Genomic DNA, 20,071 nt, shown 5'->3' on the forward strand with positions numbered 1-20,071 from the left:
TGTTTGTGAAGTAAACTGTTAATTAAGTAAGCGTGTGTTAACTCGCTTCTCTTATGAGAAGCGAGTCTCTTCTGGTCGACGTGTTAGCACTTCAACGCCATCAGCTGTAACGAGCAAAGTGTGTTCGTATTGTGCAGATAGTCGTCCGTCTTTGGTTTTTGCAATCCAATTGTCTGGGCCTGAATGTTTAACTTGTTTCTTGCCAGCGTTGATCATGGGTTCGATAGTCAGAGTCATACCTTCTTCCAGCATGACGCCTGTGCCTGGCGTACCGTAATGGGCAACTTGAGGTTCGCCGTGAAAAGTCGTTCCAACGCCGTGCCCGCAATACTCTTCAACTACAGAGTAGTGGTGTTTGTGCGCATAGGCTGAAATGGCTGCGCCAATGTCGCCTAAGCGAGCGCCTGGTTTGACCATATCAATGGCGATATAAAGCGCCTCTTGCGTGACTTTAGCAAGTCGTTCTGCGTGAGGAAGAGCTGGGCCTGCAAAAAACATTCTGCTGGTATCACCATAATAGCCATCTTTAATAATGGTGATATCAATATTGACTACATCGCCTTTCTTTAGCGCTTTATCGTTTGGGATTCCGTGACAGATGACATCATTAACAGAGGTGCAGCAAGACTTAGGGAAGCCATGGTAGTTTAAAGGTGCTGGAATGGCGCCTTGTTCTTTAATGATGTAATTGTGAGCAATAATATCTATCTGCTCAGTTGTCACACCAGGAACCACAAATTCTTCCAGCATAACTAAAACGTCAGCGGCTAATTTTCCTGCTGTACGCATGCCCTCTAGATCACTAACGTCTGTGAAACGTGTTGACGCTGGGCGCGGAGTCCAACTAGGCGCGTCAATGCGACCATCTTTGGTTAATGCTTCAACTTTTTGTAAGATTTCGTTGCTCATAATTCACGTGTCTTAATTTGGTTTATGTCTACATAGAAACTGGTTTGCGAGATATTCTACATGACTTAAGCAGTAGAATCGCCTCTCTAAATGAAAAAAACGTGTAGATGGTGAAACGTAAAAAATATGTTTGGGTCTTTTGGTTTTTGGTTAAATGTGGTATAAAACGCCGGCTTATAGGGCTTGTGCTCAAAATAAGTGATAATTACTTAAATCAACGATCTTGCCGCTACTAAAGAAAGTGTCTTGGGTGTCTTAGGTTGCTTTAAACCTTATTTGACTGACGCTTTTAGCTGGTAAGCATAAACAACCCAAATTTAAAGGATAGTAAAATGCCTACAGTTTCTATGCGCGACCTATTATTGGTTGGTTCACACTTCGGTCACCAAACTCGTTACTGGAACCCAAAAATGAAGCCTTTCATTTTCGGTGCTCGTAACAAGATTCACATCATTAACCTTGAGCACACTGTTCCAGCTCTTAATAATGCTCTTGAGCTTGTTAAAAAAATGGCTGAAAACAAGAATAAGGTTTTGTTTGTTGGTACTAAGCGTGCTGCATCTAAAACGATTAAAGAGCAAGCTGCTCGCTCTGGTATGCCATACGTTAACCACCGTTGGTTAGGTGGTATGTTGACTAACTACAAAACTATTCGTGCATCTATCAAGCGTCTACGTGAGCTTGAAACACAAATGTCCGATGGTACTTTCGATAAGCTGACCAAAAAAGAAGCTTTGATGCGTACTCGTGAGCTTGATAAATTAGAGCTTTCTATGGGTGGTATCAAGGATATGGGCGGCCTTCCTGATGTAATGTTCGTAGTTGACGTTGATCATGAACGTATCGCAATCAAAGAAGCTAACAAATTAGGTATTCCTGTTATCGGTATCGTTGATACTAACAGTAATCCAGATGGTGTTGATTACATCATCCCAGCTAACGATGACGCGATTCGCGCTGTTCAGTTGTACGTTGGTGCATTTGCTGATGCTGTTCTAGAAGGTCGTAATGCGACTGCAGGAACTGCTGATGAATTCGTTGAAGTAAGCGAAGCTACTGAAGCGTAAGCAAACTTTCTAGTTTGTTCTGGTTTCTAAAGGGAGGTTTCTTGCCTCCTTTTTTAAATTTGAATTGGTATAAAGAGGATTTAACATGGCCGCAGTATCTGCAGCATTGGTAAAAGAGCTACGTGATCGTACTGGCCTAGGCATGATGGAGTGTAAAAAAGCACTTGTCGCTGCTAACGCTGACATCGAAGTGGCTATCGAAGAGCTACGTAAATCAAGTGGTATGAAGGCAGCTAAAAAAGCAGGTCGTACTGCAGCTGAAGGTACAATCATTATACGTGTAGCTGATGATTCATCTTATGGCGTCTTGGTTGAAATCAATTCTGAAACTGACTTTGCTTCTCGTGACGAAGGTTTCATTTCTTTCGCTAATAAAGTGGCTGATGTTGTTTTTGCAACAAAAGAAACTGACATGGCAAAAGTGATTTCAGGCGAAATGCTTGAAGCTCGTGAAGCTTTGGTTCAAAAAATTGGTGAAAACATTACACCTCGTCGTGCTGTTATCATTGAAGGTGGTTTGGTAGGTGGTTACCTTCACGGTAATGGTCAAATCGCTGTCTTGACTCAGTTAGAAGGCGGTGATGCGGAATTAGCTAAAGATGTGTCTATGCACGTTGCTGCTGTAGCTCCTCGCGTTGTTCGTGGTGAAGATATGCCTGCTGAAGCTCTTGAAAAAGAAGAAGAAATTGTTCGTGCACAGCCAGACATGGCTGGTAAACCAGCAGAAATCGTTGATAAAATGATTGTTGGTCGTATGAAGAAATTCTTGGCTGAAAACAGCTTGACTGAACAGCCTTTTGTTAAGAATCCAGAAATAAAAGTTGGTCAGCTTGTTAAAGATGCTGGCGCAACAGTGACTTCTTTCATTCGCCTTGAAGTGGGTGAGGGTATTGAGGTTGCTGAAGTAGATTTTGCAGCAGAAGTAGCAGCACAACTTAAAGGTTAATTCCTAGTTGTAATGTCTTGCAAAAAAAAGGGGCAGCTTGACTGCCCCTTTTTATGAAAGACAACTGCATGAGTGTCGGCTACATTAGCCTCAATTACTCAAGATATGAAATCATTGCCGGAGGTTGATATGCCAAAAGAAAAGAGTCCAAAATACAAAAGAATTTTGCTTAAGTTGAGTGGCGAAGCCTTAATGGGCGATGAGTCCTTTGGTATTGACCCTAAAGTGTTAAATCGCATTGCGTTAGAAATAGGGCAATTGCGTGGCATTGGCGTTGAAGTAGGTATCGTTATTGGTGGCGGTAATTTATTCCGTGGTCAAGCCTTGAGCCAAGCTGGCATGGATCGTGTGACTGGCGACCATATGGGGATGCTGGCGACGGTTATGAATGCATTGGCAATGCGAGATGCATTAGAGCGTGCCAATATTGCAACACGTGTAATGTCGGCTATTACTATGACAGGAATAGTTGAACCTTATGACAGACGTCGTGCTATGCGACTAATGAAAGAGGGGGATGTGCTTATTTTCTCTGCTGGTACAGGGAATCCTTTCTTTACAACAGACTCTGCTGCTTGTTTGCGTGGCATTGAGATTGATGCTGATGTTGTATTGAAAGCAACGAAAGTGGATGGTGTTTATTCTGCTGATCCAATGAAAGATCCTGCTGCTGTGAAATATGATACATTGGGTTACGATGAAGTGCTTGAAAAGCAACTAGGTGTTATGGACTTAACTGCCATTTGCTTGACTCGTGACCATGCTATGCCAATACGCGTATTTAATATGAATAAGCCCGGAGCCTTGGTTAATATCATGGTTGGTGGCAGTGAAGGTACACTGATTAAGTGAGGAAATTATGATTAACGAAATTCTTAAAGACGCAGAAGACCGTATGGGTAAAGCAGTAGCTTCTGTTGAATCTGCGTTTAAAAAAATCCGTACAGGTCGTGCGCATCCAAGTATATTAGATTCAGTTAAAGTAAATTATTACGGCTCTGAAACACCATTAAGCCAAGTGGCCAACATTACGGTTGAAGATGCGCGTACATTGGGTATATCTCCTTGGGAAAATAACCTAGTACCAGAGATTGAAAAAGCCATTATGAAATCTGACCTTGGCTTAAATCCAGCGACAAACGGCAACCTTATTCGAATTCCTATGCCTGCTTTGACTGAAGAAACGCGTAAGAATTATTTTAAACAAGCGAAAAATGAAGCAGAAAATGGTCGTATTTCCATTCGTAATATTCGCCGTGATGCTAACAGCAATTTGAAAGACCTAGTGAAAGAAAAAGAGATTTCCGAAGACGATGATCGTCGTGGACAAGATCAAGTTCAAAAAATTACTGACAAGTATGTTGCTCTGGTTGAAGAGCGTCTTGCTGCAAAAGAAAAAGACTTGATGGAAATCTAACGGAAGAAGCGAGCTTTTGAGCTCGCTTTTTTTGTTGACTAAGGTAATGCTATGTCTGAAATAGATGGCGCTGATAGTGATTCAGTAGTCGTGCCTCATCATATTGCGATTATTATGGATGGCAATAATCGCTGGGCAAAGAAAAAACATCTTCCGAGCATTGCAGGTCATACTGCAGGCGCTTCCGCGGTTCGCCGTGTAGTCGAAGCCTCAGCTAGATCGGGTGTTAAAGTGCTAACGCTGTTTGCATTTTCAAGTGAGAATTGGAAGCGTCCAAAGATGGAAGTGGATGGTTTGATGAAGTTGTTTATGCGTTCTTTGAAAAAAGAGCTGAAGCGACTTAATGAACATAAAATCCGGCTTCGAGTAATTGGGGACTTGTCTGGCTTTAGCAAAGGTCTTCGAGAGCAGATTGAAAGTACGGAAGACGCTACAAAAGACAATAATCAGATGACGTTGGTTATTGCTGCTAATTATGGTGGTCGTTGGGATATTGCTGAAGCGGCTAAAAAAGTTGCTGAGCGAGTTGCTGCTGGTGAATTGTTGGCAGAAGAAGTTAATGAATCTTCTCTGGCGGAGCACATGCAATTGGCTGATTTACCCTCTCCGGATTTGTTGATTCGTACTTCAGGAGAAGAGCGGATTAGTAACTTCATGCTTTGGCAAACAGCGTATTCTGAGTTTGTCTTCCTTCCGGTATTGTGGCCGGATTTTGATCAACAACATTTTGATGAGGCAATTCAAACTTATCAAAACCGTCAACGTCGTTATGGTGGTCGATAACCATGTTACTCCCCCGAATTCTTAGTGCCATTGTTATGGCTGTTCTATTTATCTGCGCCGTTTTTGTTTTGGATGTTTCTAGCTTTGTTTTCGCAATGGCGGTAGTTGTTGTGTTGGCTGGTTGGGAGTGGGCTAGACTGTCAGGTGTACGAAGTCAATTAGGGCGTTTTGCCTTCGCAGTGATGATAGCCGCGATATGTGTCGTTGTTTTTAATAGAGATTGGCAGGATGCCGCACTTTCTGTGAGCCCAATTTTATGGGGCCTTGCTTTGTTTTGGGTGATTCGGTACCCGTCCCTTTTAGTGTGGAAGTTTAAACTAAGCCGCTTAGTATTTGGTGCTTTTGTGTTAGTGACGACTTGGTCTGCTTTGGCTGTATTGAGACAGTCTGCTGAGTTTGTTGTTTGGGTGTTGCTTCTTATGGGATTGATTTGGGGGGCTGATACGGGGGCCTATTTTGCCGGACGTGCTTTTGGTAAAAGGAAGCTGGCACGCTTTGTTAGTCCAGGTAAATCATGGGAAGGTGTAATTGGTGGTTTGCTGCTCACTCAAGTTGGTTTGGCTGTTTTTGCCGGATTAAGTGATTTCTCGTTTAATTATTGGTTGGTATTGGCTGTAATTGGCTTTGTTACGTCGTTTGTCTCTGTGTTGGGAGATTTGACTGAAAGTCTATTTAAGCGTCATGAGGAACTGAAAGATTCAAGTCATTTAATCCCCGGCCATGGTGGCGTTATGGATCGTGTGGATAGTCTAACAGCCGCCGCTCCTATTTATGTGTTGTTGCTTAGTTTGGTGGGATGGCTTTGATGCAAGGCATTTGTCTTTTGGGGGCGACAGGATCTATTGGTCAAAGTACCTTAGATATTATTGCTCAACACCCAGAGAAATTTTCTTTGGTAAGTGCGTCCGCTAATGAAAGTGTGGATAAAATGGCGGATATATGTCGTCGTTTTAATCCGCAGCGTGTTGTTATGGGGTCGCAAAAGGCGCGGGATGAATTGGCGAGAAAGTGCCAAGATTTGACTGTGTCTTTTGAGTGGGGAGAAGAAGCTTTGGATAGTATTGCTGCTGATTCTTCTGTCGATCAGGTAATGGCTGCCATTATGGGGTTTGCTGGATTGAGGCCTACATTGGCTGGTATTCGCGCTGGTAAGCGAACTTTGCTTGCTAACAAAGAGTCCTTGGTGACAGCCGGAAAGCTTTTTATGGATGAGGTGGCTCGTAATAACGTTGTTTTGTTGCCAATAGACAGTGAGCATAATGCTATTTATCAGAGTTTGCCTCAGACGGCCAATGGTGCACATAAAATAGATGTCGCAAATATTATTTTAACGGCCTCTGGTGGACCATTCAGATCTTGGTCTATTGAAGATATGGCGAGCGTTACACCAGAGCAAGCCTGTAAACATCCGAACTGGTCAATGGGGCAGAAAATATCCATCGACTCTGCAACGCTAATGAATAAAGGGTTAGAGCTCATAGAAGCGTGTTGGTTATTTGATGTGACACCAAACGAGGTGGAGGTCGTTGTTCACCCAGAAAGTATTGTGCATTCTATGGTGTCTTATATTGATGGGTCTGTTATCGCACAGATGGGAAACCCTGATATGAAAATTCCTATCGCTTATGGCATGAGTTGGCCACAACGTATTGAAACGAATGTGTCTCCTTTGAGCTTGGTGGGCGTGGGTCGTTTAAATTTTGAGTCTCCAGATTTAGAGCGTTTTCCTAATCTAAAATTGGCTGCAGATGCTTGGTTTATGGAAGGCACGGCGATGGCGGTATTGAATGCGGCGAACGAAGTGGCTGTTTCGGCTTTTTTAAACCGTAAAATTAGCTTTCTTGATATCGCTCGTTTGAATGAAAGGGTGCTAATGTCTGCTGATATCCATGCTGTTAATACGATAGATGATGTTTTTGAGGCGGATCTTTACTCTCGTCGTCTGGCATTGGACCTAATTTCTGGCGGTAGTTTTTCATGATATTGAATATTCTTTCTATTGTTGTTTCCCTTGGCCTTCTCATAACATTTCATGAGTTTGGGCATTACTTTGTTGCGCGCCGTTGCGGTGTGAAGGTACTGCGTTTTTCAGTCGGTTTTGGTAAGCCTATTTACCGTTATGTTGGTAAGACTGGTACCGAGTTTACTTTGGCGATGATTCCGCTTGGTGGTTATGTTCGCATGCTTGATGAGCGTGAAGGGGATGTTCCTGAGTCGTTGAAGAATCAAACATTCAATTGTAAGACTGTGTGGCAGCGCATTGCGATTGTTGCTGCAGGTCCAGTTGCTAATTTTATATTAGCGATTGCTATTTACGCCCTTGTTGCTTTGCTTGGTGTGCAGTCTATTGCTCCGAAAGTAGGTGATGTTGATCAGCAATCTCCCGCTTCTCAAACTCAAATTCAGTCTGGTGACGAGCTTATTTCTCTTGCCGGTGACTCTGTTACCTCATGGGATGATGTAAATTTAGTGTTAGCAGGCTTGATCGGTAAAACAGGAACCATTATCGTTCGTTATCAATCAGAGGGTGGCGGTTCTTTACATGAAGAAACGATAGATTTAAATCGCTGGTTGGTTGGTGATGAGCCAAATAATTTGATCAGAGCGTTTGGGTTTCAACCATGGCAACCCACTGTCATTCCTATTATTGCTCAGGTCGTTGATGATGGTGCTGGCTTTACAGCGGGATTTGAGCCTGGTGATGAAATTTTATCGATTGATGGCCAGTCAGTTGTGAGTTGGCAGCAGGTTGTTGCATCGGTACAAAGTAGCCCTAATCAAGCGCTGAGTATGAAAGTTCAGCGTAAACAAGATGTCATCAATTTGACATTGTTGCCAAAGTACATGGAAAGGGACGGCAAAGTGATAGGCTATGCTGGACTGGCCGTTGTTCCGCCTGTATGGGATGAAAGCCTTATTAGGGAGCGACGGTATGGTGTATTTGAGGCTTTATCTTATGGTGTTGAACAAACCCATAAAATGGTATCTTTGACCGTTTCCTCTATTGGGAAAATGTTACAAGGGTTGATTTCAGTGGATAATTTATCCGGGCCGATAACGATTGCTAAAGTAGCAAGCGCGTCGGCGGATTCCGGAGTGCAATCTTTTTTGAAATTTATGGCGTACCTCAGTGTGAGTTTGGGGGTGCTTAATTTATTGCCTATTCCGATGTTAGATGGTGGGCATTTGGTCTTTTTTGGCATTGAAGCGATTCGACGTAAGCCTGTATCTGAACGAGTTCAGGGATTGGCTTATCGCGTTGGCGCTTCGCTTTTATTTGCTTTAATGGCTGTTGCCATTTTTAATGATATTGCCCGCTTGTAGAGAGGTATATGTGAAAGTCGTTTCAGCTGTATTGTTGGCTTTAATAAGCGTGCAGAGTTTTGCAAAAACGGTAGAAGATGTTCGTATTGATGGGTTGGTTCAAATGCCCTCAGCAAGAGCCTTTGATGTTATTGGATTTAGTGAAACAGAGTCCTATGACTCTGCTAAAGTTTATCAAGCAATTACTGCTCTTTTTAACACGGGTTACTTTAGTGATATTGATGTTTATGAAGACAGTAATGTGTTGGTGTTTGATGTTGAAGAGCGTCCTTCAATAGGTAATTTAACCATTGAAGGAAACGAGCTAGTCAAGACAGAAGACTTGGAAAGAGGTCTTAAGTTATCCGGTTTAGAAATCGGTGAAATTTATAAACCAGAAACACTTAATCAAATTGTTCAAGAACTGCAACGTCAGTATTACGCACTGGGCCGCTATAGCGCCAAAGTGGATATCAAGGTTGATGAAATGCCTCGTAACCGTACGGGAATTGTGATCAATATTGATGAAGGTGATACAGCCAAGATTGTCCATATTAATATCGTCGGGAATAAAGCGTTTGATCAGGAAACACTAACAAACGACTTTGAATCTAGTGAAACGGGGTCTTGGAATCCTTTCAGTTCCGCTGATGAATACGCAAAAGCGAAAATTGAAGGTGATATTAATACTCTTAAAAGCTTTTACTTAGATAAAGGTTATTTGGATTTTAATGTTGTTTCTAGCCAAGTCAGTCTATCTGCTGATAAGCGCGATGTTTATATCGTTATTAATGTTGATGAGGGTGAACCGTACACTATAAACAAGGTTTCGTTAAGTGGCAGCTTACCTATTTCAGAAGATCGAGTTTGGTCAAAAATCACTCAAAAAACAGGCGACGTGTTTTCACGTAGCGAGGTTACTTCGATAATTGAAGGAATTTCCACAGAGCTTGGGGATCATGGTTATTTATTTACCAATGTGAATGTTATTCCTGAAAAATTTGATGATCATACGGTAAATTTGAGTTACCAAATTGCACCAGGGCCAAAAGTGTACGTTCGTCGAATTACCTTTAGTGGCAACAGTGAAACACAAGATGAAGTATTGCGTCGTGAAATGACACAATTTGAAGGTGCGCTTGCTACTCATTCAAAAATACAATCCTCTAAACGCCGTATTGAACGTCTAGGTTTTTTTAGTAGTGTTGATTTAAGGACTCGCCCTGTTGCGGGTACTTCGGATCAAGTTGATCTGGATGTGGTTGTACAAGAGCAGGCTTCAGGAAGTATTCAAGCAAGCATCGGCTACTCTCAAGAAGATGGTACGGTACTTGGTTTTGGTATTTCTAAACGTAACTTTTTAGGTACAGGTAATAAGCTATCTTTTAACGCGCAACGTACCAATCAAACACAAGATTATTCGATTAGTTATGATAACCCGTACTTTACTGTAGATGGCGTGAGTCGTGGTTTCCAAGTTTTCTATAAAACCAGTGATCATGCCGATGATGATGTGGAAGATTACGACTTAGACGAAATTGGTGTAGGTGTTAACTATGGCTACCCTATTTCGGATACCCAGCGTTTATCCTTTGGTATGACGGTAAAAGAAAGTACGGTGAAATTGGGTTATGACCCATCCAATGAAACAAAAGACTATGTCGATACTCACGGTGATAACTACGATGATGTTATTGCAAGCTTAACTTGGAGTGACAGTGATTTAGTGGGTGGGGTATTGCCCACGGATGGTTATTCAACGAGAGCCACATTAGAGGTATCGCTTCCTGTAGGTGACCAACAATATACTAAGTTAGGATTAACTTCGCAGCGTTACTGGAACCTAACAGACTCTAGTTTGTGGTTGTTCCGTCTAAAAGGCCGTCTCGGATATGGCAAAGGATATGGCGATACAGACACGCTTCCTTTCTTTGAAAACTATTTTGCTGGTGGGTCATACTCTGTAAGAGGGTATGGATCTTCATCGTTAGGGCCTAAAAACTCTTATGATGCTGGGTCCACTAATAGTAGTTCCGCACTAGGTGGTAACATCTTAATGACAGGGACAGCGGAGCTGATTTTCCCATTACCAATGGTTGAGGATCACAAATCTGTAAGGACGGCTTTATTTTTGGATGGTGGTAACGTATTTACTGATACGTGCCTTGCTGGTAATGCTGAATGTAATGAAGGTATTGATCCTGCAGAATTACGTTACAGTGTTGGATTTAGCTGGACGTGGATTACACCAATAGCGCCTCTATCATTTAACTTTGCGCGACCTTTGAATTCAAAGAGTGGCGACAAAACAGATTTTTTCCAATTCCAATTGGGAACCACTTTTTAATTTAGAACGTATTATTTAATAGGATTTAAAATGAAAAAGCTCATAACTGTAATTTTTACTCTATGCTTTATGACTAGTGTACAGGCGACAGAAGTGGCTGTGTTAGACTTTAGGGCGGCACTTTTACAAAGTAATATCGGGCAAGAGGCGGCAAAAGAGCCTAAGCAAAAAGTTGCCGCTATGGATGCGCGCCTGAAGAGCGAACAAGAAAGTCTTGAGGCTGATGCAAATAATCTAAAACGTGATGAATTGACCTTGTCTGAGGAAGAATTTAAAAAGCGTCGAGCTCAGTTAGCAGAGAATCAGAATAAAATTCGCAATATGGCTGCGAATATGCAGCGTCAAGCGAAAGAGTTAGAGCAACAGCTTATTCAATCTTTGACTCCAAAAGGTGAGGCTGCACTGAAGTTGTTAATTGAAGAGCGTAAATTAGATTTGGTGTTAAATAGACAGTTAAGTTTGTATGCAAGTGGTGCATCGGATATCACTGATGAACTTGTAGAGAGAATTAATAAGGATAATTAATATATGAGCCATACGCTAGGGCAATTGGCTGCCAATGTGCAAGGTGTAGTGAAGGGTGATCCTAATCTTATTATTAAAAAGTTAGGGACGCTGCAAAACGCTTCACCAGAAGAATTAAGCTTTTTGGCAAACCCCAGGTACCAAAGTCAGCTTGAAACGACTTGTGCTGGAGCGGTTCTTGTTAAAACTGAGGAGCTTGCTCAGCTGGTTGAAAATGCCATAGTGGTTTCTAATCCATACCTAGCGTTTGCTCAATTATCTAATTTATTTGTTCCAGTAACTCAAACATGGTCTGGAGTTCACCCTAGCGCGGTTGTGTCATCGACAGCGAAATTAGCTAGCAATGTCGTTGTGGGTCCTAACGCAGTCATAGATGATGACGTTATTATTGCCCAAGGATGCATTATTGGTGCTGGGTGTGTTCTTGGTCGTGGTGTTCGCTTAGGTGAGAATAGTAAGCTGTATCCGAATGTTACTCTTTATCATGATGTGGTGCTGGGGGCTTCTTGTATTATCCATAGTGCGGCAGTTATAGGCGCTGATGGCTTTGGTTTTGCACCGCATGAGGGACGCTGGGAAAAAATACATCAACTCGGATCTGTGGTGCTTGGCGACGCTGTTGAGATAGGTGCCAGTACAACAATTGATCGTGGCGCGATAGAAAATACTCGAATAGGCAATGGCGTTAAAATTGATAATCAAGTTCAAATTGCTCATAACGTCATAATTGGCGATAATACAGCGATTGCAGCTAATACAGCGATTGCAGGTAGTACAAAAATTGGCTCCTGCTGTACGATTTCAGGTGGCGTTGGTATAGCTGGTCATTTGACCATTATTGATCATGTGCATATTACTGGTATGACTATGATTAGTAATTCTATTTCTGAGAGTGGCTCTTACTCATCTGGAATGGGCATGGAACCAACAAATAAATGGCGTCGAACTGTTGCTAGAGTCAGAAGAATTGATGACATGGCAAAGCAGTTTTCACAGTTGAAAAAACAGGTTAATAAGTTTTTAGAGAAGGTTGATAATAAATGATGGACGTAAATGAAATCCGCCAATACCTACCACATAGGTATCCGTTTTTATTGGTGGATCGTGTTGTAGAACTGAATTTAAATGAGTCCATTATTGCTTATAAAAATGTCACCATTAATGAGCCGTTTTTTAATGGGCACTTTCCAAATCACCCAGTTATGCCTGGTGTGTTGATTATTGAAGCAATGGCTCAAGCGGCAGGTATTCTTGGTTTTAAAACCATGGATAAAAAGCCAGAAGATGGATCTATTTATTACTTTGTTGGTTCTGACAAAGCACGTTTTAAACGTCCAGTTGTGCCTGGCGATCGTTTACAACTTGAAGCTAAAATCGTGACCGAAAAGCGTGGAATTTGGAAATTTGAATGCAGAGCAACAGTTGACGGTGAGTTAGCGTGTTCTGCTTCTATTCTGTGTGCAGACAGGAAGATATAGTGGCAATACATCCAACTACTTTAATCGATTCGAAAGCAGAGATTGACTCCAGTGTGGATATCGGTCCTTTTTGTGTGATCGGACCGAATGTAAAAATTGGAGCTGGTAGTGTTATTAAATCGCACGTTGTGATTAATGGTCATACAACGATTGGTTCTAATAATGAAATTTACCAGTTTGCTTCTGTTGGAGAAGCAAACCAAGATAAAAAGTATAAGGGTGAGCCGACACAACTTATCGTGGGCGATAACAATGTGATTCGTGAAAATGCCACCATCCACCGTGGAACGGTCCAAGATAACGGTATCACAGTCATTGGAAGCCATAACTTGTTCATGGCAAGTACACATGTCGGTCATGATTGTGTTGTGGGCGATAACAACATTTTAGCGAATTTTGCTGCCTTAGCAGGGCATGTCACGGTAGGAGATAATGTCATTCTTGGCGGTTACACTGGCATTCACCAGTTTTGCCAAGTGAATTCCTACAGTATGTGTGGCATGGGTTCTATGGTGTCCAAAGATATACCAAGGTATGTCATGGTATCAGGTAGTCCGGCGAAAGCTCATGGAATGAACTTTGAAGGCATGCGTCGTCGTGGCGTAGCCCCAGAAACTATTCGAGCATTGCGTGCTGCCTATAAAATGGTGTATTTGAAAGGCTTAACCCTTGAAGTTGCATTATTAGAGCTTGAGAAAGGGGAGTTGTCTCTGATTCCTGAAGTCACCGAGTTCATATTGTCAATTCGGAATTCAAAACGTGGAATAGTCCGATAGACGCCATGTATTAAAAGAAAACCCCGGACAGTTTCGGGGTTTTTTTATTGTTAGAGGTTGTGAAAATGCAAGTAACGTCTGCAACGCGTTATGTGTTGGTCGCTGGTGAAGCGTCTGGTGATATCTTAGGGGCAAATTTAATTGCTCATTTAAAACTATTACAGCCCAACGCTACTTTTGAGGGAATTGGTGGCCCCTTAATGGAGGCGGAAGGTTTTAAAAGTATGGTACCTATGGACCGATTATCCGTAATGGGGTTGGTTGAGGTATTAGGGCGCTTAAGAGAGCTGTTAGGAATTCGTAAGCGTTTGTATGAAGATTGCTTAGCGAATCCACCAACAGCCTTTATTGGTATAGACTCTCCTGATTTTAATATGCCGTTGGCTAAAAAGCTTAAGCATGCGGGGATTTCAACCGTTCATTATGTTAGTCCATCAGTCTGGGCGTGGCGTCAAAAACGAATTTTTAATATCAAAAAATCTGTCGACCTTATGTTGGCACTTTTTCCGTTCGAATTGCCAATTTATCATGAGCACAATATTCCAGTGGTCTGTGTTGGTCATACACTAGCCGATGATATTCCATTAGAAAGTGATGCTTTAGATGCAAGGCGAACGCTTAATTTAGCGGAAGTTTCTGGCCCTGTGTTTGGCATTTTGCCAGGATCGCGAGAGGGTGAGGTTTCAAGATTAGCGCCGCTTTTTATAGAAACAATGAAGCAAATTAAACAGCACCAGCCTGAAGCAACTTTTTTAATACCCGCCGCCAACCAAGAGCGGCGCTTACAAATTGAAAAAATTCTTCATGAGGCAAACGCAGAGGCGATTCTTGTTGATGGCAAATCTCGTGTCGTGATGGCTGCGTCAGACGCTATTTTATTGGCATCTGGTACTGCGGCTCTGGAAGCTATGTTAGTCAAGCGCCCTATGGTTGTTTCATATCGAGTGAATAAATTGACCTTTGCTATTATGTCTAGAATGATAAAGGTGCCATATGTTTCCTTGCCTAATTTATTGGCCAATGAAACCTTAGTGCCTGAATTGTTACAAGACGAAGCAACACCAGATAACTTGGCAGTTCGTTTGGTGCAAACTTGGAAGTCTTTTATCACGGATCAGTCTATTCAAGATAAATACCTTCAGTTACATAAAATGTTGCGTAAAAATGCAGGTGAAAAAGCGGCAGAAGCTATTGTTGCGATGCTTGAGAGTAAAGGAAAGTAATGGAACCTTTTGTTAGTCAGGTATATTTTGGTGATTTGTTAGCTGGTACTGATGAGGCTGGGCGAGGTCCGTTAGCTGGAGAGGTTGTTGCGGCAGCAGTGATTCTAGACCCTACTTGTCCTATCCTTGGTCTTGCGGACTCTAAAAAGTTGACAGAGAAAAAGCGTGAAGCTCTGTATGCCGAAATAATAGACAAAGCTTTAGCTTACGGTATTGCCAGCGCATCAATAGAAGAAATAGATGAGATAAATATTTTACATGCCAGTATGTTGGCAATGTCTAGAGCGGTGTCGCTTCTTTCTGTTAAGCCCGAGCATGTATTAGTAGATGGTAATCGTATTCCGCCTAATTTACCGTGCTCTGCTGAAGCCGTTGTTAAAGGTGATGCTCGTCAAGCGGCTATTTCAGCCGCCTCAATATTGGCGAAGGTGACCCGAGATCGAGATATTATAAAAGCTGCAGATACATATCCTGCATATGGCTTTGAGAAGCACAAAGGTTACCCAACAGCTCAACACCTTGAAGCAATCCGTTTGTATGGTATTACGCCAATACATAGACGCAGCTTTGGTCCAGTTAAAAAGATTTTAGAAGGATAATATTTTGTCCACATCGTTTATACATCTTCGAGTGCATACAGAGTTTTCATTAGTCGATGGACTGGTGAAAATCAAAGGGCTGCTTGGTACAACTGAATTCATGTCCATGCCTGCTGTCGCCATTACGGATGAGAATAATCTGTGTGGCTTCGTTCGTTTCTACAAAGGCGCAATGGAAAAAGGCATCAAACCAATTTGTGGTGCCGACGTCGTGGTTGATGAAGATGAGTATGTAGATTCTCGCTATCGATTTACCCTATTGGCCACGTCAAATAAAGGCTACAAAAATATCATAGCCATTATTTCGAAAGGCTATCAATTAGGGCAAGTAGAAGGTCGTCCTATTGTTCAGCGAGAATGGATAGAAGAACATAGCGAAGATGTTATTGCTCTATCTGGTGCAGGTTTTGGCGATATCGGCTACTTGTTGCAAAAGGGGCGAAATGAACAAGCCAAAAAACGCCTAGCACATTGGATGTCAGTATTTCCTGATCGTTTTTATGTTGAGTTACAGAGAACTAGTCGTCCTGGTGAAGAGACCTACATACATACCGTCGTTCCTCTTGCTAGTGAGCTAGGTTGCCCTGTTGTGGCGACGAATGATGTTCGCTTTTTAAAGCGAGAGAACTTTGATGCTCATGAAGCTCGAGTTTGTATTCATGATGGCGTTACGATTGATGACCCACGTCGTAGGCGTCGTTACTCTGAAGAGCAGTATTTTAAAACGCCTGAAGAAATGGCGGAGTTGTTTCAAGATATTCCAGAGGCATTGGAAAATACCGTCGAGATTGCAAAACGTTGTAGCGTAGATGTATTACTTGGTGAGTATTTTTTGCCGGATTATCCTGTGCCTGAAGGCATGACGATGGAGGCGTTCTTTAGCAAGCTTTCTTATGATGGTTTGATAGAGCGTTTTAATTTCCTCACTAAAAAATACGGTGAACGTATTGAAAAACGTCGCCAAGAATATTGGGATCGTTTGGATTTCGAGTTAACTATTATCAACCAAATGGGCTTTCCTGGGTATTTCCTGATCGTAATGGACTTTATCCAGTGGGCCAAAGATAACGATATTCCAGTTGGCCCTGGGCGAGGTTCTGGTGCGGGCTCTTTAGTGGCTTATGCGTTGAAGATTACTGACCTTGATCCACTTGAATACGATCTACTTTTCGAACGATTCCTGAACCCAGAGCGGGTATCCATGCCTGACTTTGATATTGACTTCTGCATGGATAACCGTGACCGAGTGATTGATTACGTATCACGTACTTATGGGCGTGATGCGGTGTCTCAAATCATTACTTTTGGTGCCATGGCAGCGAAAGCCGTGGTTCGAGATGTCGCAAGGGTGCAAGGCAAACCTTATAGCTTGGGGGATAAATTATCTAAGCTGATTCCTTTTGAAATCGGCATGACCCTTAAAAAGGCTTTGGAAGAAGAGCCTGCATTGCCTGAGTTTATCTCGGGTGATGAAGACGCAGCTGAAGTCATGGAAATGGCAATCTCTCTAGAAGGTGTGGTGCGTAACTTTGGTAAGCACGCTGGTGGCGTGGTAATCGCACCAACTAAACTGATCGATTTTGCTCCGCTCTATTGTGAAGAAGATGGCTCAGGTCTGGTTACCCAGTACGATAAAAATGACGTTGAAGAAGCTGGCTTAGTAAAATTCGACTTCTTGGGTCTTAAAACCTTAACCGTTGTCGATTGGGCTGTTAAAAACATTGATACCATCAATGCGCTAGAGGGCAAGCCACCGCTCGATATATCTTTAATCGACCTAGAAGATAAATCAACATATGACTTACTGAAACGAGCTGAAACCACCGCGGTATTTCAGCTGGAATCTCGTGGTATGAAAGAGTTGATTAAAAAGCTTTTGCCATCGCGCTTTGAAGATATTATCGCCTTGGTGGCCTTGTACCGTCCGGGACCTTTGGGGTCTGGCATGGTGGATGATTTTATCAACCGTAAGCATGGTCGTGCTGAATTGGCTTTCCCTCACCCTGATTATCAGCATCAAGATTTGATTCCGGTATTGGAGCCAACCTACGGCATTATCTTGTATCAAGAGCAGGTAATGCAGATTGCTCAGGTGTTGGCTAAATTCTCACTTGGTGGTGCCGATTTGTTACGTCGTGCCATGGGTAAGAAAAAAGCCGAAGTTATGGCTGAGCAGCGTTTGATCTTTATGGAAGGCGCTCTTAAAAACAACGTTGATAAAGACTTGTCAGGTAACATCTTTGACCTGATGGAAAAGTTCGCAGGGTATGGTTTTAACAAATCTCACTCAGCGGCATATGCATTGGTTTCGTATCAAACCGCTTGGTTGAAGAATCATTATCCGGCCCCATTTATGGCGGCAGTATTGTCTGCAGATATGCAGAACACAGACAAGATAGTTATCTTCATCGAAGAATGCCGATCTATGTCATTGGCTTTAGAGCTGCCGAACGTGAATGAGTCGGTTTATAAATTTACCGTTAATCCGAAAGGCGCCATTGTATATGGTCTTGGGGCCATTAAAGGTGTAGGTGAAGGTCCGATTGAGGCGATTGTAGAAGCACGCAAAGAAGGACCGTTTGAGCATATTTTTGATTTCTGCCAGCGTGTTGGGAAGAGAGTGAATAAGCGTGTTATGGAAGCCTTGGTGCGTTCCGGTGCGTTTGACACTATCGGGCCGAATCGTGCAACCTTGTTTGCCTGTATTGATGAAGCGCTTAAGAGAGCGGTACAAGATGCTAAGAACCAAGACGCCGGCATGATGGATTTGTTTGGTATTGCGGTAGAAGAAAATACGGAGGACGCTTATAAGGAAATAGGTATTCAACATGAATGGCCACCGCGTCAGCGACTTGATGGTGAGAAAGATACGTTAGGGTTATATGTTACAGGTCACCCCATTGATGAGTATGAAAAAGAGATACGTCGCTTTGTTCGCTCTAAGATAGTCGACCTGCAACCTAAGCGTGGCGATACTCAAGTGATGGCGGGTCTGATCGTAGACTTGCGGATTACCAAGAGTAAAAAAGGTGGTAACATCGCCTTTGTCACGTTAGATGACCGTTCTGCCCGTATTGAAGTGACTGTTTTTCCTGATAATTACGAATCGTTTAGAGATGTCATTGTAAAAGATGAAGTTGTCGTGGTTGAAGGTGAAATTACTGTTGATGAGTTCAGAGGAGGGCAAAAGGTTATTGCGCGTAACATCCTCGATATTGCTCAGGCTCGGGTTCGTTATGTTGAAGCATTGCGTATTACTTGGACGTCTGAGACGGTGACACCAACAGAAATACAAGCGTTAGCGAATTATATGGAGTCCTATCGTGGCGATGGCTGTGATGTAGTTATTGGGTTCGACACGCCACAAGCATGTGGCGATATTCGCTTGGGCTCTGGTTGGAAAGTTCGTCCAGATGACGAATTAATTCACCAACTTCAGAAACAATACGGTAAACAAAATGTTCAGTTAGTGTATACTTAGACTCATTTAATAGTTTTGTAATGGAATGTAGCGTCGCGACACGCTAATAGAGCTATAGGACAAAGGATTTTTATCTTTTTTCTTTGAATTTGATGGCAACCAAACAGTAGTGTAATTAAACATGAATTTAAATTATCTCCCTTTTGAGCAGCCGATTGCTGAGCTCGAACAAAAAATCGAAGAGTTACGTTTAGTCGGTAATGACAATGAACTCAATATAAGCGATGAAATTAGTCGTTTAGAAGATAAGAAAGTAGCGCTTACAAAAAGCCTGTTTAGTAATTTAGGGGCATGGGAAGTTTCTCAGCTTGCGCGTCACCCAAAGCGCCCATATACACTTGATTATATTAAGCACGCTTTTACCGACTTTGAAGAAATGCATGGTGACCGTCATTACGCTGACGACCGTGCCATTGTTGGTGGTATTGCTCGTTTAGATGGCCGTCCTGTGATGGTTATTGGTCATCAGAAAGGCCGTGAAGTCAAAGAAAAAGTATTACGTAACTTTGGTATGCCTCGTCCAGAAGGTTACCGTAAAGCACTGCGTCTTATGGAAACGGCTGAGCGCTTTAATATGCCAATTATTACTCTTATTGACACACCTGGGGCTTACCCTGGTATCGGCGCTGAAGAGCGTGGTCAAAGTGAAGCGATTGCGTTTAACTTGGCGGTTATGTCTCGTTTGAAAACACCGATTATTTCTACCGTTATTGGTGAAGGTGGTTCTGGTGGTGCATTGGCGATTGGCGTATGTGATGAGCTAATGATGCTGCAATACGGAACTTATTCAGTTATCTCTCCGGAAGGTTGTGCTTCTATTTTGTGGAAGAGTGCTGATCGAGCTTCTGATGCTGCTAAGGCAATGGGCATTACGGCTCCTCGCCTACAAGAACTTGGCTTTGTGGATACGATTATTCAAGAGCCTCTTGGTGGCGCACATATTTCTCATGAACAAATTGCGCAAAGTTTGAAGCAAAATGTGCTTGCGGCATTGGATCGTATGGAAGCATTGACGACAGATGAGCTATTGGCTCGTCGTTACAGCCGTTTGATGTCTTACGGTCTATAAGTTTTTCTTTTCTTAAAAAGCCTCCTATATTTAGGGGGCTTTTTTGTTTCTTGTGTCCCATCCTAAAATACGTTGACATAAAGAGGACTTCTTTATGGCGACATCAGGTATCAAGTGTATTAAGCGCACACAGCGTGACTATTCAATG

The 20,071-nt window shown here is 42.5% G+C and carries 18 protein-coding genes; 17 read left to right on the forward strand and 1 reads right to left on the reverse strand.

Annotation, left to right across the window (positions count from 1 at the left end):
- Positions 1-51 precede the first annotated feature (51 nt).
- Entirely contained in the window at positions 52-909 is an 858-nt protein-coding gene (gene map / locus DFP77_RS02730; protein WP_114410764.1) for a type I methionyl aminopeptidase, read from the reverse strand.
- Between the two features lie 332 nt (positions 910-1,241).
- Between map and rpsB the strand changes: the two genes are divergently transcribed.
- The 17 genes from rpsB (at position 1,242) to accA (ending at position 19,923) form a co-directional block, all read left to right on the forward strand.
- Positions 1,242-1,976 carry a 30S ribosomal protein S2 gene (gene rpsB, locus DFP77_RS02735; RefSeq protein ID WP_114410765.1) on the forward strand — a complete coding sequence of 245 codons (735 nt, stop codon included), beginning with the start codon at positions 1,242-1,244 and terminating at the stop codon, positions 1,974-1,976.
- Between the two features lie 85 nt (positions 1,977-2,061).
- Positions 2,062-2,922: a translation elongation factor Ts gene (gene tsf, locus DFP77_RS02740; RefSeq protein WP_114410766.1), complete on the forward strand. Its 861-nt coding sequence runs from the start codon at positions 2,062-2,064 to the stop codon at positions 2,920-2,922.
- A gap of 129 nt (positions 2,923-3,051) precedes the next feature.
- Positions 3,052-3,774, forward strand: a complete 723-nt coding sequence (pyrH, locus tag DFP77_RS02745; protein ID WP_114410787.1) for a UMP kinase — start codon at positions 3,052-3,054, stop codon at positions 3,772-3,774.
- A gap of 7 nt (positions 3,775-3,781) precedes the next feature.
- Entirely contained in the window at positions 3,782-4,339 is a 558-nt protein-coding gene (frr, locus tag DFP77_RS02750; protein ID WP_114410767.1) for a ribosome recycling factor, read from the forward strand.
- A gap of 51 nt (positions 4,340-4,390) precedes the next feature.
- On the forward strand, positions 4,391-5,122 hold the full coding sequence (gene uppS / locus DFP77_RS02755; protein WP_114410768.1) for an undecaprenyl pyrophosphate synthase: 732 nt from the start codon (positions 4,391-4,393) through the stop codon (positions 5,120-5,122).
- 2 nt (positions 5,123-5,124) lie between these two features.
- The gene (locus tag DFP77_RS02760) at positions 5,125-5,928 is read left to right on the forward strand and encodes a phosphatidate cytidylyltransferase (protein ID WP_114410769.1); all 804 of its coding nucleotides are present in this window, start codon (positions 5,125-5,127) and stop codon (positions 5,926-5,928) included.
- Positions 5,928-7,103 (forward strand): 1-deoxy-D-xylulose-5-phosphate reductoisomerase, encoded by a 1,176-nt coding sequence (gene ispC, locus DFP77_RS02765; RefSeq protein ID WP_220235516.1) that lies wholly within the window; start codon positions 5,928-5,930, stop codon positions 7,101-7,103. Before DFP77_RS02760 ends, ispC begins: the two co-directional genes overlap by 1 nt.
- Complete coding sequence (rseP, locus tag DFP77_RS02770; RefSeq protein ID WP_114410771.1) at positions 7,100-8,446, forward strand: RIP metalloprotease RseP; 1,347 nt, start codon at positions 7,100-7,102, stop codon at positions 8,444-8,446. The genes ispC and rseP overlap by 4 nt, the downstream gene beginning before the upstream one ends.
- Before the next feature lie 10 nt (positions 8,447-8,456).
- A complete protein-coding gene (bamA, locus tag DFP77_RS02775; RefSeq protein ID WP_258861052.1) occupies positions 8,457-10,772 on the forward strand; it encodes an outer membrane protein assembly factor BamA in 2,316 nt (771 codons plus the stop codon).
- 30 nt (positions 10,773-10,802) lie between these two features.
- Positions 10,803-11,297, forward strand: a complete 495-nt coding sequence (locus tag DFP77_RS02780) for an OmpH/Skp family outer membrane protein (protein ID WP_114410773.1) — start codon at positions 10,803-10,805, stop codon at positions 11,295-11,297.
- Between the two features lie 3 nt (positions 11,298-11,300).
- Positions 11,301-12,341, forward strand: coding sequence for a UDP-3-O-(3-hydroxymyristoyl)glucosamine N-acyltransferase (gene lpxD / locus DFP77_RS02785; protein WP_114410774.1), 1,041 nt, complete (start codon positions 11,301-11,303; stop codon positions 12,339-12,341).
- Entirely contained in the window at positions 12,338-12,775 is a 438-nt protein-coding gene (gene fabZ / locus DFP77_RS02790; RefSeq protein ID WP_114410775.1) for a 3-hydroxyacyl-ACP dehydratase FabZ, read from the forward strand. The genes lpxD and fabZ overlap by 4 nt, the downstream gene beginning before the upstream one ends.
- A complete protein-coding gene (lpxA, locus tag DFP77_RS02795; RefSeq protein WP_114410776.1) occupies positions 12,775-13,551 on the forward strand; it encodes an acyl-ACP--UDP-N-acetylglucosamine O-acyltransferase in 777 nt (258 codons plus the stop codon). Before fabZ ends, lpxA begins: the two co-directional genes overlap by 1 nt.
- Before the next feature lie 65 nt (positions 13,552-13,616).
- Complete coding sequence (gene lpxB / locus DFP77_RS02800; RefSeq protein WP_114410777.1) at positions 13,617-14,774, forward strand: lipid-A-disaccharide synthase; 1,158 nt, start codon at positions 13,617-13,619, stop codon at positions 14,772-14,774.
- Entirely contained in the window at positions 14,774-15,373 is a 600-nt protein-coding gene (gene rnhB / locus DFP77_RS02805) for a ribonuclease HII (RefSeq protein WP_114410778.1), read from the forward strand. Before lpxB ends, rnhB begins: the two co-directional genes overlap by 1 nt.
- 4 nt (positions 15,374-15,377) lie before the next feature.
- On the forward strand, positions 15,378-18,854 hold the full coding sequence (gene dnaE / locus DFP77_RS02810) for a DNA polymerase III subunit alpha (protein ID WP_114410779.1): 3,477 nt from the start codon (positions 15,378-15,380) through the stop codon (positions 18,852-18,854).
- Positions 18,855-18,975: 121 nt separating this feature from the next.
- The gene (gene accA, locus DFP77_RS02815; protein ID WP_114410780.1) at positions 18,976-19,923 is read left to right on the forward strand and encodes an acetyl-CoA carboxylase carboxyl transferase subunit alpha; all 948 of its coding nucleotides are present in this window, start codon (positions 18,976-18,978) and stop codon (positions 19,921-19,923) included.
- Positions 19,924-20,071: the final 148 nt, after the last annotated feature.

The organism is Marinomonas foliarum (assembly GCF_003337275.1).
In the GTDB taxonomy this organism is placed as follows: domain Bacteria; phylum Pseudomonadota; class Gammaproteobacteria; order Pseudomonadales; family Marinomonadaceae; genus Marinomonas; species Marinomonas foliarum.